The organism is Streptomyces sp. HUAS ZL42, assembly GCF_040782645.1.
Lineage (GTDB): Bacteria > Actinomycetota > Actinomycetes > Streptomycetales > Streptomycetaceae > Streptomyces.
Genome location: NZ_CP160403.1, coordinates 7,662,772 through 7,677,047, shown reverse-complemented (window position 1 = coordinate 7,677,047; position 14,276 = coordinate 7,662,772). Strand labels below are relative to the sequence as shown.

The following is a 14,276-nucleotide window of genomic DNA, read 5'->3' as shown; positions in this document are numbered from 1 at the left end:
AGAGCCTAGTTCACGCTCTGCGACGATCCGTGTGGAGCACGGCGGGCACGGCAGGGACGTCCCCCGATCGGATCAGGCGATCGTCACACCGGGGACGTATTGGGTTCAGGACTCGTAGGGACGCGCAGGCCAGGGCGCCTCCGCCGGGCGCAGCGCCTCGAGCCCGTCGCCGTTCCGCGCGGCGACCAGCGAGAGGACGCCGACGACGAGGCAGTTGTTGTGCAGCTCGCCCGCGAGCACGCCCCGGACGAGCTCGTCGAGGGGCACGCGCGCGTGCTCCAGGTCGGCCTCCTCGTCCTCGACCTCGAAGCGCTGCCCGTCCGCCTCGGACAGATCACGGGCCAGGAAGATCCGTACGGCCTCGTCGCAGCCGCCGGGCGTGGTGTAGACGTCGGTCAGGACCCGCCAGTCCTCGGCCTTGACGTGCGCTTCCTCGTACAGCTCGCGCTGGGCCGCGTGCAGCGGGTTCTCGCCGGGCACGTCGAGGAGGCCGGCCGGGATCTCCCACAGCTTGTGGCGCACGGGGTGGCGGTACTGCTTGATGAGCAGGACACGGCCTTCGCCGTCGAGGGCGAGGACGGCCACGGAGCCGGGGTGGACCTGGTAGTCGCGGCGGACCACCGAGCCGTCGGGCATGACCACCTCGTCCGTGCGGACCGAGGTCTTGTTGCCCACGAAGGGGGTCTCCGTCGCCCGGATCTCCCACTGCTCGGGGGTGTCCTTGATCGTCATGTCCTGTCCTTCCACACACAAAAAAGAGACCGGGGCGCCCACCTTTTGAATGCGCGCACCCCGGCCACCGTACAACCGTTGTGTTACTTGGAACTCTTCCGCTCGACCGCGGCCTTCACCAGACCGGCGAACAGCGGATGCGGACGCGTCGGCCGCGAGCGCAGCTCGGGGTGCGCCTGCGTGGCGACCAGGTAGGGGTGGACGTCACGCGGGTACTCGACGTACTCGACGAGCTTGCCGTCCGGCGAGGTGCCGGAGAACAGGATGCCCGCCTTCTTCTCCAGCTCGGCGCGGTAGGAGTTGTTCACCTCGTACCGGTGGCGGTGCCGCTCCTCCACGTACTCCTTGCCGTCGTACACCTCGCGCACGATGGAGCCCTCGGCGAGCTTGGCGGGGTACATGCCCAGGCGCATCGTGCCGCCCATGTCGCCCTCGCCGGCGACGATGTCGAGCTGCTCGGCCATGGTCGAGATGACCGGGTGGGCGGTGGCCGGGTCGAACTCGGTGGAGTTGGCGTCGGAGATGTCGGCGAGGTTGCGGGCCGCCTCGATCACGATGCACTGCAGACCCAGGCACAGGCCGAGCAGCGGGATCCTGTTCTCGCGGGCGTAGCGGATCGCGCCGACCTTGCCGAGCACACCGCGGTCGCCGAAGCCGCCCGGGACGCAGATGCCGTCGACGTCGGCGAGCTGCGCCTTGGCGCCCGCCGGGGTCTTGCAGTCGTCGGACGTGACCCACTTGATCTTCACGCGGGCCCTGTTGGCGAAGCCGCCCGCGCGCAGCGCCTCGGTGACCGAGAGGTAGGCGTCGGGCAGGTCGATGTACTTGCCGACCAGGGCGAGGGTGATCTCGTGGTCGGGGTTGTGGACGCGGTCGAGCAGGTCGTCCCAGGTCGTCCAGTCCACGTCGCGGAACGGCAGGTCCAGCTTGCGGACGACATAGGCGTCCAGGCCCTCGCCGTGCACGGTCTTCGGGATGTCGTAGATCGAGCGGGCGTCGGGGCAGGCGACCACGGCCGCCTCGTCGACGTCGCACATCAGCGAGATCTTGCGCTTGATCGCGGTCGGCACCTCGCGGTCGCAGCGCAGCACGATCGCGTCCGGCTGGATACCGATGTTGCGCAGGGCCGCAACCGAGTGCTGGGTCGGCTTCGTCTTCAGCTCTCCCGAGGGGCCGATGTACGGCAGGAGCGAGATGTGGACGACGAAGACGTTGTCACGGCCGACCTCGTGACGGACCTGGCGGACCGTCTCCAGGAACGGCAGGGACTCGATGTCACCGACGGTGCCGCCGACCTCGGTGATGACGACGTCCACCTCGTCCGTCGCCATGCGGCGGATGCGATGCTTGATTTCGTTGGTGATGTGCGGGATGACCTGCACGGTGTCGCCCAGGTACTCACCGCGCCGCTCCTTGGCGATCACCGTCGAGTAGACCTGGCCTGTAGTGACATTGGCGGAGCCGTCCAGGTCGCGGTCGAGGAAGCGCTCGTAGTGTCCGATGTCCAGGTCGGTCTCGGCGCCGTCGTTGGTGACGAAGACCTCGCCGTGCTGGAACGGGTTCATGGTGCCCGGGTCGACGTTCAGATACGGGTCGAGCTTCTGCATCACGACTCGCAGACCCCGCGCCTTGAGCAGCATGCCGAGGCTGGAGGCGGTCAGACCCTTGCCGAGAGAGGAGGCGACACCCCCGGTGACGAAGATGTGCTTGGTCGTCGTGGCTGCGCTGTTTCGAAAAGCCGGCATGGCCAAGAGGGGGCTCCCGTGGTCGCGGTCTGGGGGTGCGGTTCGGGGGTTTCTCTCCCACCGGTCCACGGGCTACCAGGGTATCAGCGCCGACGGGCCCTGGCTTCCGGCCACGCTCCGCGCACGCGCCGACACGGGTGCGTACGGCCCGCGCGCCGCTCACCCTTCGCTCACCCGACCGGCCCACCCGCGTTGCCCGGAGCGGCACGCAGATCATCTACGTGCGTCGTATCCTGCTCGGACACTCGCTGCCGAGCCCGGCCGGGTAACACGGCACCACCCCCGCCCGTACATACCGGAACAACTAGAGCTCGTCAGTTCGTTGAGCAGTAATTGTCGTTTTGCCATACGGCTGGAGCGACTGCTTTGCTTCACCGCTCAACGACGCAGTACAACGACCCCTTGACCTCACTAGCGACAGCCCCCTTTCGGGGGTGACGTGGCCGTTCGACTGGAGATGCACGTGGCCGGGCGCATCGAAGACTACGCACTCATCGGAGACATGCAGACAGCAGCGCTGGTCTGCCGTGACGGCACGGTGGACTGGCTGTGCCTGCCGCGCTTCGACTCGCATGCCATCTTCGCCGGTCTGCTGGGCACCGAGGAGCACGGCTTCTGGCGTCTCGGCCCCGCGCACGCCTCCGACGCGCAGCCGCCCACCGCGGCCCGGCGCAGCTACCGAGGCGACTCGCTGATCCTGGAGTCCGAGTGGGACACCCCGCGCGGCACGGTCCGGGTGATCGACTTCATGCCTCCGCGTGACGGCGCCCCGCAGCTGATCCGGATCGTGGAGGGCGTCTCCGGCCGCGTCCCGATGCGTTCCGCGCTGCGGATGCGTTTCTCGTACGGCCGTGTCGTCCCGTGGGTGCACAAGCACGAGGGGCGCACCGTGGCCGTGGCGGGCCCGGACTCCGTGTGGTTCGACACGGAGTGCGAGACCTACGGCAAGTCACTGACGACGTACACGGACTTCACGGTCGCCCCGGGTGACCGGCTCGCGTTCACCATCTCCTGGCAGCCCTCGCACAAGGAGCCGCCGCCGCTGCCGGAGCCGGAGCAGTCGCTGGAGGCGACGGAGGAGTTCTGGCGGGAGTGGGTGGAGCACTGTACGTACCACGGACCGTACCGCGAGGCCGTGATCCGCTCCCTGATCACGCTGAAGGCCCTGACGTACGCCCCCACCGGCGGCATCGTCGCCGCCCCCACCACCTCCCTCCCCGAGGACATCGGCGGCGTCCGCAACTGGGACTACCGCTACACGTGGCTGCGCGACGCGGCGATCACCCTGTCCTCCCTGCTGCGCACCGGCTATCGCGACGAGGCCCGTGCCTGGCGCGAGTGGCTGCTGCGCGCGGTCGCCGGCGACCCCGAGAACCTGCAGATCATGTACGGCATCGCGGGTGAGCGCGAGCTGGGCGAGGCGGAGCTGGACTGGCTGCCCGGCTACGAGAACTCCGCGCCGGTCCGGGTCGGCAACGGCGCCGCGCACCAGCTCCAGCTGGACGTGTACGGCGAGGTCACCGAGGCCCTGCACCTTGGGCACATGACGGGCCTGGCCCGCAGCGACTACGCCTCCCTGCTCCAGCTGAAGCTGATCCGCTACCTGGAGGACCACTGGGACGAGCCGGACGAGGGCATCTGGGAGGTGCGCGGGCCGCGCCGCCACTTCGTGCACTCCAAGGTCATGGCCTGGGTGGCGGTCGACCGCACGATCAAGCTGATCGAGTCCGGGGACGCGGACGGTCCGCTGGAGAAGTGGCGCGAACTGCGCGACGACATCCACCGGGACGTGTGCGAGAAGGGCTACGACAAGGAGCGCAACACCTTCACTCAGTCGTACGGCTCGAAGGAGCTGGACGCCTCGCTGCTGCTGATCCCGCAGATGGGCTTCCTGCCGCCCGACGACAAGCGCGTCATCGGCACCATCGAGGCGATCCAGCGCGAGCTCTCCACGCCGGACGGCTTCATCCTGCGCTACCCGACGCAGGGCGACGACGAGGGCGTCGACGGGCTGCCCGGTGACGAAGGGGCCTTCCTCGCCTGCTCGTTCTGGATGGCGGACGACCTCGCGATGATCGGCCGCGTCGACGAGGCCCGCAAGCTGTTCGAGAAGCTGCTGTCGCTGCGCAACGACCTCGGGCTGCTGGCCGAGGAGTGGGACCCGCGCCTGAAGCGCCAGGTCGGCAACTTCCCGCAGGCCTTCAGCCACGTTCCGCTGATCGACACGGCCCTGCGGCTGACGGCTTCCGGCGCGTACGGCGGCTGAACAGGACTCACCGGTCGGGCCCGCCTAGCCTGGAAACAGACGACTGCCCCTGTCCGGAAGGGGGCTGCTATGGCTTCCCACTCGAAGGCGGGCGCGGCCCTCGCCGCGCTGCGTGAGGATCTGGTCGGCGACGTGTTCGCTCCGGGGGATCCGGGCTACGACGAGGCCCGCAGCGTCTTCAACGCGATGATCGACCGGCGCCCGGCGGTGATCGCGCAGTGCGTGGACGAGAACGACGTGGTGCGCGCCGTGCGCTTCGGCCGGGAGCTGGACCTGGACATCGCCGTGCGCGGCGGCGGGCACAGCGTGGCGGGGATGGCGTCGAACGACGGCGGTCTGGTCGTGGATCTGCGTCACATGCGCGCGGTCACCGTCGATCCCGCGGCAGAGGCGATACGTCTCGCGGGCGGCGCCACGATGAGCGACATGGACCGTGCCACCCAGCCGTACGGCCTCGCGACCACGGGCGGCCGGGCCTCCACCACCGGCGTGGGCGGCTTCGTCCTCGGAGGCGGCACGGGCTGGCTGGACCGCTACTGCGGGCTCGCGATCGACAACCTGCTCGGCGTCGAGCTGGTCACCGCCGACGGCGAGCGGATCCACGCCAACGCCGACGAGAACGCGGACCTGTTCTGGGCCCTGCACGGGGGCGGCGGCAACTTCGGCGTCGCCACCGCGCTCACGCTGAAGCTGCACGAACTGCCCGCGTTCTCCATCGCCATGGTCCTGTACCTGCCCGAGTTCGGCGACGACGTGATCCGCACCTTCCGCGAGATCATCGAGGCCGGTCCGTGGGAGGTGGGCGGCGGTGTCCTGTATCTCACCGCCCCGCTCGAGGAGTTCGTACCGGTGCGGCTGGTGGGGAAGCTGGTGTGCGCCGCGCTGCTGACGTACGCCGGTGCCGAGGAGGACATGCGCAAGCTGGCCCAGCCGCTGCTGGCGCTGCCGCACGAGGCGGAGATCGTCGGGGCGATGCCGTACGCCGACGTCCAGTGCATGATCGACGATCCGCCCGGGATGCGGAACTACTGGTCGGCGGAGTACCTGACCGGGCTGCCCGACGACCTCGTCGAGGTCTTCTGCGCCCGGGCGCACAGCATGCCCGTGCCGACGGGGACCCAGCACGTGCTGTTCCCGCAGGGCGGCGCGGTCGCAGACGGTCCCGCCGAATACCCCGTCGCGTTCCGGGACGCCCCGTGGGTCGTGCACCCCTTCGGCATCTGGGAGGAGCCGGCCGACGACGAGCGGGCGATCCAGTGGGTCCGGGACGTCCGCGCCGACGTGCGGCCGTGGAGCACCGGCGCGGCCTACCTCAACTTCATCGGCGACGAGGGCGCGGAGCGGGTGGTGGCCGGCCTGGGTGCCGAGAACACCCGGAGGCTGGCCGAGCTGAAGCGGCGCTACGACCCCGACAACGTGTTCCGCTTCAACCACAACATCACGCCGGCCTGAGGGCCGTGAGCGTCCGCTCTCCCGCCGGATCGGCCGCCGTCGCCGGGACGAGGGCGATCTCGTCGAGCCCGGCCTCGGCGTAGGTCTCGATGCGGGCGCGTACCGTGTCGAGATCGCCGACCAGGCCGACGGCGCGCGCCGCCGTCGGGGGGAGGGCCCGCAGCAGGATGTCGGTCCCGGTGCCGCCGGCGGCCAGTTCCACGGCCTCGCCGAAGCCCGCCGCGATGAACATGTCGCGGTAGCCCGGCACCGTCAGATACCCGGCGATGCTGCGCAGGATCTGGTCGAGGGAGGCGGGCTCAGGATCGACGGCGGCAGGCAGCCAGGCGGCGAGCGTCGGCGGCGTACGACCCGCCCGTGCCGCGGCCCGGAGCATCTTGGCGCGCAGTTCGCGCACCTGCTCCGGGGAGACGAGATCGAGCAGCATGCGGTCGGCGTGCGCGGCGGCGGTGGCGATCGCGCGGTCGCCGAATGCCGCCACGGTGAGCGGGCCGCCGGGTGGCGCGAGGCGGCGCCGGAAGCCGCTGCCGGGCACGACCGGCTCGCCCGGCACACCGTGCAGGAGGCCGCGCACGGCGGCCGCGGTCTCCTCCAGGACGGCCGCGGGCCGGACGCGGGGCCGCCCGTGCACACCCTCGACCACCCGTCTGCTGGACGTCCCGAGCGCCACGCCGACGGGCCGGCCGAGGACGGCCGCGACCGAGGACGCGCCCCGGGCGATCGTGTACGGGTCGCGCACGGACACCGGCACGGGCCCGGCGGTCACCGTGACCCGCCCCGTGACCCACCCGATCGCCGTGGCGAGGACGAACGCGTCCCACGTGGGTCCCTCTCCGGCCCACACCTCGCGGTAGCCGAGCCGGTCGGCCAGCGCTGCCACCCGCACCGGCTCGTCGACGGGACCGTCGTCCTCCCGCGCCACGGCGACCACGCTGATGTCCATGCCGACGCCGCTACCCGGCCGCTACCGCCCTAACCCAGGGCTGCCATCACCTCGTCCGCGGCCCGCTCCCCCTCGTCGCCGCCTTCTGATCACACCCGTAACCCGCCCGAAGATGTTGCCGGAACGTCTGCGCAGGTAGCGTCCGCTGCATGGACAGCCGCACGGACCACCGACCCGAGAGCCACGGCGCCGGGATCACCGTTCAGCGGGCACTGGAGCTGCCCGGTCTGCGCAGCGGGCTCCCCGAGGTCCTCGCGGGCGCCGAGCGGCTGGGCCGTACGGTGCGCTGGGTGCACGCGGGCGAGGTGCCGCACATCGCCTCCCTGCTCAAGGGCGGCGAGCTGCTGCTGACCACCGGCTACGGGCTCGGCACCCGTCCGGCCGAACAGCGCGCGTTCGTGCGCACCCTCGCCGAGCGCGGCATCGCGGCGCTGGTCGTCGAGCTCGGCCCGCGCTTCACCCGCCTGCCGGCCGCCCTGGTCGAGACCGCACGGGCAGCCGGCCTGCCCCTCGTCCAACTGCACCGCGAGGTGCCGTTCGTGACCGTGACCGAGGAGATCCACACCGAGATCGTCAACGGCCACTACGCGCTGCTGCAGCGGGCGGAGGAGGTGCACCACCGTTGTACGGAGGCCCTGCTGGGCGGCGGCGGAATCCCCCAGGTCCTGGGCATCCTGGCCGACTTCGGCGGCAACCCGGTCTTCCTGGAGACGACGGACGGGCAGCTGCTGTACGCCGCCGGGGCGGGGCCCGAGGGGGCGGATCCGCTGCAGGTGTGGGAGGGACTGCGCGGCCCGCACAAGGACGCCCCGCCGCCGTCGGGGACGGTCCTCGTGGACGTACCCGGCGGAGGGCCGGGCACGGGCTCGGTCCGCGCCAGGCTCGTGCTGCTTCCCGTACGCGGCCCGCTCGCTCCCGTGCACCGGATGGCCGCCGAGCGGGCGGCCGGCATCCTCGCCGTGGTGCTGATGCAGGCCCGCCAGGAGGAGGAGCTGGCGGCACGCGGCCGGGGCGACTTCCTGACCGATCTCGCCGAGGGCCGTATCGCGGCGGAGGACGCCCCCGCGCAGGCGCGCGTGCTGGGCTTCAGACCGGGCAGGAGCCCGCTGCTGCCGGTGGTGATGCGGCTGGGCGACGCGCTCTCGCCCGGCGGCGGCTGGGCGGTGCTGGCGCGTGCGGTGGGGGAGGAACTGGCCACGGTGGGGGTTCCGGTCCTGTTGGGCGTACGACCGGTCGAGGGCCGGGTGATGTTGCTGCTGGGCCTGCGCTCGGAGCCGGAGCGGTCGGCGGTCGCGGACCGGGTCGCGGCGGCGCTGCGGGCGGGCGTGGAGCGGGCCGGGATGCAGCGGCCGGGGGCCCAGCCTCCGGTCGTGGTCGTCGGGGTGGCCGGCAGCTGGGCGGCGGCGTCGGCGGGTCTGCGGCACGCGGCGGAGACGGCGACGGCGGCGCAGGGCCTGTCGGACCGCCTTTGGTACGACGCCCGCCGCCTGGACATCGACCTGCTCCTGTGGCGCCTGCGCGACCAGCCTGACCTGGCGGCCTTCGTGGACCGGGCCATCGGCCCGGTCCGGGACCACGACCACCGTTCCAAGCCGCCGCTGCTGCCCACGCTGGAGACGTACCTGGCCCACGCGGGCCGCAAGGCGGAGACGGCGCGAGAGCTGCATCTGAACCGGCAGACGCTGTACAACCGCCTCGCGAGAATCGGCGAGTTGCTGGGCACCGACCTCGACGACCCGCAGACGGTACTGGCGTTGAGCCTGGCGCTGCGGGCACGCCGGCACGTGCCCTGAGCGCTGCCTAGACGAGCGGCCGGGGCTGGGTCAGCTCGTCGTAGACGCTGAGGACCTGGGCGACGGTCTCGTCCTCGGTCGGCCAGGTCGCGGCCTGCCGCACGCCCCGCTCCCGCAGGAGCTGCCGGCGCTCGGGCTCGGCAAGGAGCCGCACGACGGCGTCGGCGAGCGCCTTCGCATCCCCGTACGGGACGAGTTCGGCGGCGTCGCCCACGAGTTCGGGGATGCCGCCGACGGCGGTCGCGACGAGCGGCACGCGCGCGTGGAGGGCCTCCTGGGCGAGGACGGAGCGCGACTCCCAGCGGCTGGGCAGGAGGGCGAGGTCCGCGGCGGCGAGCAGTTCGGAGACGTCGTCCCGGCGCCCGATGAGCCGCACGGGCAGTTCTTCGTCCTCGATACGGCCTTGCAGCTCCGTCCGCAGCGGCCCCTCCCCCGCGATCGCCACCAGCGGCAGCGGGTCCAGTCGGCGCCAGGCGCGCGAGGCGTCGAGCAGGACGTCGTATCCGCGGTGGCTGTCGAGGGAGCCGACGGCCATCAGCAAGGGGCGCCCGATGGCGCCGAGTTCGGCCCGCGCCTTGGGACGCAGCCGGTCGGGGTCCTCCACCCCTTCCGGCACGCGCGGCCCGGGCAGTGACACGGCGGCGAGCCGTGCGTCCCGCGCACCGGTCCGCCGCGCCCGGTCCACCAGGTCGGAGGAGGTCCCGAGCACCACGGACGCGGCCTTCACCACCCTGCGCTCCAGCAGGCGCAGCAGATGGGCGCGCGCCCCCTCGGCGTGCGCACGGTTGTGCCAGGTGACCACGAGCGGGGTGCTGCGTCCGCCGAGGGCGAGCACGGCCCGGAACGAGGCGTGCAGCCCGTGCGCGTGCACGAGGTCGGCGCCCGTGCAGGCCGCGCGCAGGGCGGACACGGACGCCGGGTCGCTGCTGCGTGGCACGTGTACGTGTTCGGCACCGGCGCCCGCGAAGTCGTGGATGCGTTCGGCCTCCACAGGGGCGCACACCGTCACCCGCACGCCCCGCGCGACGAGCCCCGCGGCCAGGGACCGCACATGCGCGCTGCTGCCGGCGTTGCCGCCACCCAGCACCTGCACGGTGCGCAGCGGCGACTGGCCGAGCGAGGACGGACTGCTCACGGGGCTCACGTGGCCGGGGCTCCTGGTTCGGCTTCGGACGGTCACGAAGAAACGTACAGAAGGATCGTGCGGAGAGGGTGTGCCGCACGGTTGCCTCCACGTACTGCGCGTACTGCGCGTACTGAGCCAAGGATGCCAGGCCGTACGGCCGTTCCCGCAAAGCCGCAGGATGCGGGCCTCGCGGCAACACGGCAACGCGACGCGACCTGCCACTCGTACGAGTGAGCCGGCAGTAGTGGCGCGGAACGCCCTACACGCCCTCCCGAGCCGACGCCAGCAGCTCTTCCGCGTGCGCCCGCGCGGTCTCCGAGTCCTCCTGCCCCGCCAGCATGCGCGACAACTCCCGGATACGGTCCTCCCCTTCGAGCACCTTCACACCAGACCGCGTGACCGAGCCGTCGTTCGTCTTCTCGACCAGCAACTGCCGGTCGGCGAAAGCAGCGACCTGCGGCAGGTGCGTCACCACGACGACCTGCGCGGTCTTCGCAAGACGGGCGAGCCGCCGCCCGATCTCCACGGCCGCCTTGCCGCCGACGCCCGCATCGACCTCGTCGAACAGGTACGTCGGCACCGGGTCCGTCCCCGCGAACACGACCTCGACGGCGAGCATCACGCGCGACAGCTCACCACCGGACGCGCCCTTGGCGATCGGGCGCGGCGGCGCCCCCGGGTGCGGGGCCAGCAGCAGCTCGACCTCGTCGACGCCCGACGGCCCGTACGCGACGAAACGCCCGCCGACCTCGACGCCCTCCGCGTCCTCGGTCTGCCGGATGGCGAAGGACACGCGCGCGTGCGGCATGGCGAGCGAGGCCAGTTCGGCCGTCACGGCAGCCGCGAACCGCTCCGCGGCCTCCGTCCGCGCGTCCGTCAGCGCCTGTGCCAGCCCGCCCAGTTCGCTGCGCAGCGCATCCCGCTCACCCGTCAGCTCGTCGATCCGCTCGTCGTCGGAGTCGAGCTCGGTGAGCCGCGTGGCACCCCGCTCGGCCCACGCCAGCACGGAGGCGACGTCCTCGCCGTACTTGCGTGTCAGCGCGTTCAGCGCGGCCCGCCGCTCCTCCACGGCAGCCAGCCGCAGCGGATCGGCGTCCAGGTCGTCGGCGTACCCCGCGAGCTCGCCCGCGACATCACCGAGCAGGATCCCGATCTCCCCGATCCGGTCGGCGAGCGCGGCCAGCGCCGGATCGTGCGACCGCACGGCCTCCAGGGCCCGCTGGGCGCCCGCGACGAGCGTGGCGGCGTCGATGCCCTCCGGGTCCTCGGGATTGCCCGCCAGCGCGCCATGAGCGGCCGTGGCGGCCGAGGACAGCGCCTCGGCGTGCCCCAGCCGCTCCGCCTCCTCCGCCAGCTCCACGTCCTCACCTGCGCGCGGTTCGACGCCGGCGATCTCGTCGAGCCCGTAGCGCAGCATGTCGGCCTCCTGGGCCCGTTCACGCGCGCGCGTGGTGATGTCCTCGAGCTCGGCGGAGACGGCCCGCAGCCGCCGGTAGGCCTCGCCGTACTTGGCCAGCGGTCCCGCGACGGCGTCACCGGCGTACCGGTCGAGCGCCTGCCGCTGCCGGGACAGCTTCAGCAGCCCCTGCTGATCGGTCTGCCCGTGCACGGCGACGAGTTCGTCGGCGAGTTCGGCGAGCACACCCACGGGCACGCTGCGCCCGCCCAGGTGTGCCCGCGACCTGCCTTCGGCGGAAACGGTACGGCTGATCAGCAGCGCCCCGTCGTCGAGTTCGGCCCCGGCCTCCTCGGCCCGTACGGCGACCGAGGCGTCCGCGGGCACGGTGACCCGCCCCTCGACGACCGCCTTCTCGGCCCCGATCCGCACGAGCGCCGGGTCGGCACGCCCGCCCAGCAGCAGCCCGAGGCTGGTGACCACCATGGTCTTGCCCGCACCCGTCTCACCCGTGACGGCGGTGAAGCCGGGTGACAACTCGACGACCGCGTCGTCGATGACTCCGAGCGACCGTATCCGCATCTCCTCCAACACGGACAAGACCTTACGAGGTCGGGACGGAGATGTGCGAGGTGCCCTGTCACCCGCGTGAGTGGTCCGGCCTCAAGGGGCGCGGGGAACTGCGCGACAAGCCACAAACCACCCGCGCCCGCCGGCCGTGACAAGCCACCCCTCACGGACGGCTAATGCGGCGCCCCTCGCCAGCCAGACACGGGCAACGCAAACTTCGCCACCAGCCGATCAGTGAACGACGCATGATGCAGCCGAGCCAGCCGCACCGGCACAGCCCCCCGCCGCACCTCGACCCGCGCCCCGGGAGGCAGCTCAACCGTCCGCCGCCCGTCACACCACAGGACCCCCGGCGGGATGTGCGGCAGAACCTCCACCGCAAGCACGGAATCCGGCGAAGTCACCAACGGCTTCGCGAACAACGCATGCGCACTGATCGGCACCATCAGCAGCGCCTCGACCTCGGGCCAGACCACAGGCCCACCCGCCGAGAACGCATACGCCGTCGACCCGGTCGGCGTCGACAGCACGATCCCGTCGCACCCGAACCCCGTCACCGGCCGCCCGTCGATCTCCAGGACGACCTCGAGCAACTTCTCCGCGCCGGCCTTCTGGACGGCCGCCTCGTTCAGCGCCCAGTCCGTGTGCACGATGTCCCCGTTCTGGTGAACGACGACGTCGACGGTCATCCGCTCCTCGACCTCGTACGCCTTGGTCACCACCCGGTCGACGACCTTGTCGAGATCGTCCCGCTCGGCCTCCGCGAGGAACCCCACACGTCCGAGGTTGACGCCGAGCATCGGCACACCGGACGCCCGGGCGAACTCGGCCCCGCGCAGCAGTGTCCCGTCGCCGCCCAGCACGATCAGCAGCTCACACCCGTCGAGGCACTGCGGAGTCGCCTCCTTGACCAGCTCCACCTCGTCCGGGAGTGGCAGGTCGGCCGCCTCGTACTCGAGGACGCGCACGCCGATGCCCTCCCGCAGCAGCCCCTTGACGACGAGCTCCGCGCTCCGGATGGCCGCCGGCCGCCCCGTGTGGGCGAGCAGGAAAACAGTACGAGCTCGGTTCTGTGTCAACGCGGCCCCTCCGCCACTGCACGGTCAACGTCGGCCGGGTCCGGAGCGGGTGCCCCGGCACGCAGCCACAGGAAGTACTCGACATTGCCCGAGGGCCCGGGCAGGGGACTGGCGGTGACACCCTTCACCCCGAGCCCCAGGTCCCATGCCTTCTGGGCCACGCCGCGCACGGCCTCGGCCCGCAGCTGCGGGCTCCGTACGACTCCCCCGCTTCCCAGTCGTTCCTTCCCCACTTCGAACTGCGGCTTGACCATCATCACCAGATCGGCGTCCGGCTTCACGCACCGCACCAGGGCGGGCAGCACCAGTCCGAGCGGGATGAAGGACAGATCCCCCACGACAAGATCCACTGGCTCCCCATCGATCGCTTCGAGCGTCAACTCGCGTACGTTCGTACGATCCTTGACGGTGACGCGTTCATCGCTCTGCAGAGTCCATGCGAGTTGTCCGTATCCGACGTCCACGGCGACGACGTGCGCGGCGCCCGACCGCAGCAGGACGTCCGTGAAACCCCCGGTGGAGGCGCCCGCGTCCAGAGCCCGCCGCCCCTCGACGAGCAGCCCCTGCGGCACGAACACCTGCAACGCGCCGGCGAGCTTGTGCCCGCCCCGGGACACGTAGTCGGGATCGTCGGCGGCGGCGGCGACGGCGATCGCCGCCGCCGTCTCCACCTGCGTGGCGGGCTTGGTCGCGACGGTCTTGCCGACGGTGACGCGCCCTGCGGCGATCAGCTGGCTCGCGTGCTCGCGCGAGCGCGCGAGCTTCCGGCGGACCAGCTCCGCGTCGAGACGGCGGCGTGCGACTCCTGCCACGTTCGGTTCAGCTCCCGTTTCCGTACGAATGGATGGTGTGGCCCGAAGGGCCTCGTTGAGGGGTGGTGGTCGGGTGACGGGTGGGCGGCGCCGGAGGTCCCGGGCGGGCGTCGAGCGCGGTGAGCGCGTCGCGCAGCCCCCCGTGTACATCCTCGTACACCTCGATGTGTCCGTCCGTGGCGAGGTGGTCGGCGTCGGCCAGCCGCTGCAGCTGGGCGTCGACCTCGGCGTTGCCGGTGGGGCTGCGGGGCACGTTCAGCGGGGCGGGGGCGGCGGGGTCGTACTCGGGCCGTACCTCCGCCGTCTCCTCAGGGATCTCCGTCTGCGGAACCGAGTCGCTCATGCCCAGACGCTACCTCGAA

The 14,276-nt window shown here is 71.9% G+C and carries 11 protein-coding genes; 3 read left to right on the top strand and 8 right to left on the bottom strand.

Annotation, left to right across the window (positions count from 1 at the left end):
• Window positions 1–105 precede the first annotated feature (105 nt).
• Both ABZO29_RS35005 and ABZO29_RS35000 read right to left on the bottom strand, forming a co-directional pair.
• On the bottom strand, window positions 106–732 hold the full coding sequence (locus ABZO29_RS35005) for an NUDIX domain-containing protein (RefSeq protein ID WP_367324197.1): 627 nt from the start codon (window positions 730–732) through the stop codon (window positions 106–108).
• Between the two features lie 83 nt (window positions 733–815).
• The gene (locus ABZO29_RS35000; protein WP_367324196.1) at window positions 816–2,477 is read right to left on the bottom strand and encodes a CTP synthase; all 1,662 of its coding nucleotides are present in this window, start codon (window positions 2,475–2,477) and stop codon (window positions 816–818) included.
• 463 nt (window positions 2,478–2,940) lie between these two features.
• Here ABZO29_RS35000 and ABZO29_RS34995 point away from each other — a divergent pair, with 463 nt between their 5' ends.
• Together ABZO29_RS34995 and ABZO29_RS34990 are read left to right on the top strand one after the other, a co-directional pair.
• A complete protein-coding gene (locus ABZO29_RS34995; RefSeq protein WP_367326327.1) occupies window positions 2,941–4,743 on the top strand; it encodes a glycoside hydrolase family 15 protein in 1,803 nt (600 codons plus the stop codon).
• A 69-nt stretch (window positions 4,744–4,812) separates the two neighbouring features.
• Window positions 4,813–6,195 carry an FAD-binding oxidoreductase gene (locus ABZO29_RS34990; RefSeq protein ID WP_367324195.1) on the top strand — a complete coding sequence of 461 codons (1,383 nt, stop codon included), beginning with the start codon at window positions 4,813–4,815 and terminating at the stop codon, window positions 6,193–6,195.
• On the opposite strand, the gene ABZO29_RS34985 is transcribed toward ABZO29_RS34990, so the two are convergent.
• On the bottom strand, window positions 6,182–7,138 hold the full coding sequence (locus ABZO29_RS34985; protein WP_367324194.1) for an LLM class F420-dependent oxidoreductase: 957 nt from the start codon (window positions 7,136–7,138) through the stop codon (window positions 6,182–6,184). The two genes, ABZO29_RS34990 and ABZO29_RS34985, sit on opposite strands and share 14 nt — an antisense overlap.
• A 149-nt stretch (window positions 7,139–7,287) precedes the next feature.
• Here ABZO29_RS34985 and ABZO29_RS34980 point away from each other — a divergent pair, with 149 nt between their 5' ends.
• On the top strand, window positions 7,288–8,931 hold the full coding sequence (locus ABZO29_RS34980) for a PucR family transcriptional regulator (RefSeq protein ID WP_367324193.1): 1,644 nt from the start codon (window positions 7,288–7,290) through the stop codon (window positions 8,929–8,931).
• A 7-nt stretch (window positions 8,932–8,938) separates the two neighbouring features.
• Here the strand turns inward: ABZO29_RS34980 and ABZO29_RS34975 are convergent, their stop codons facing one another.
• The 5 genes from ABZO29_RS34975 to ABZO29_RS34955 all read right to left on the bottom strand — a co-directional run bounded on the left by ABZO29_RS34975 (window position 8,939) and on the right by ABZO29_RS34955 (window position 14,257).
• Window positions 8,939–10,075 (bottom strand): glycosyltransferase family 4 protein, encoded by a 1,137-nt coding sequence (locus ABZO29_RS34975; protein WP_367324192.1) that lies wholly within the window; start codon window positions 10,073–10,075, stop codon window positions 8,939–8,941.
• Between the two features lie 241 nt (window positions 10,076–10,316).
• The gene (gene recN, locus ABZO29_RS34970) at window positions 10,317–12,035 is read right to left on the bottom strand and encodes a DNA repair protein RecN (protein WP_367326326.1); all 1,719 of its coding nucleotides are present in this window, start codon (window positions 12,033–12,035) and stop codon (window positions 10,317–10,319) included.
• 161 nt (window positions 12,036–12,196) lie between these two features.
• Window positions 12,197–13,102, bottom strand: coding sequence for an NAD kinase (locus tag ABZO29_RS34965; protein WP_367324191.1), 906 nt, complete (start codon window positions 13,100–13,102; stop codon window positions 12,197–12,199).
• The gene (locus tag ABZO29_RS34960) at window positions 13,099–13,914 is read right to left on the bottom strand and encodes a TlyA family RNA methyltransferase (protein ID WP_367324190.1); all 816 of its coding nucleotides are present in this window, start codon (window positions 13,912–13,914) and stop codon (window positions 13,099–13,101) included. Before ABZO29_RS34960 ends, ABZO29_RS34965 begins: the two co-directional genes overlap by 4 nt.
• Before the next feature lie 7 nt (window positions 13,915–13,921).
• Window positions 13,922–14,257: a hypothetical protein gene (locus ABZO29_RS34955; RefSeq protein WP_367324189.1), complete on the bottom strand. Its 336-nt coding sequence runs from the start codon at window positions 14,255–14,257 to the stop codon at window positions 13,922–13,924.
• Window positions 14,258–14,276: the final 19 nt, after the last annotated feature.

Bases quoted from the DNA above. Each gene is read 5' to 3' on its own strand.
- ABZO29_RS35005 (WP_367324197.1), bottom strand. From the start codon at position 732: ATGACGATCAAGGACACCCCCGAGCAGTGGGAGATCCGGGCGACGGAG.
- ABZO29_RS34980 (WP_367324193.1), top strand. From the start codon at position 7,288: ATGGACAGCCGCACGGACCACCGACCCGAGAGCCACGGCGCCGGGATC.
- ABZO29_RS34985 (WP_367324194.1), bottom strand. From the start codon at position 7,138: ATGGACATCAGCGTGGTCGCCGTGGCGCGGGAGGACGACGGTCCCGTC.
- recN (WP_367326326.1), bottom strand. From the start codon at position 12,035: ATGCGGATACGGTCGCTCGGAGTCATCGACGACGCGGTCGTCGAGTTG.
- ABZO29_RS35000 (WP_367324196.1), bottom strand. From the start codon at position 2,477: ATGCCGGCTTTTCGAAACAGCGCAGCCACGACGACCAAGCACATCTTC.
- ABZO29_RS34955 (WP_367324189.1), bottom strand. From the start codon at position 14,257: ATGAGCGACTCGGTTCCGCAGACGGAGATCCCTGAGGAGACGGCGGAG.
- ABZO29_RS34990 (WP_367324195.1), top strand. From the start codon at position 4,813: ATGGCTTCCCACTCGAAGGCGGGCGCGGCCCTCGCCGCGCTGCGTGAG.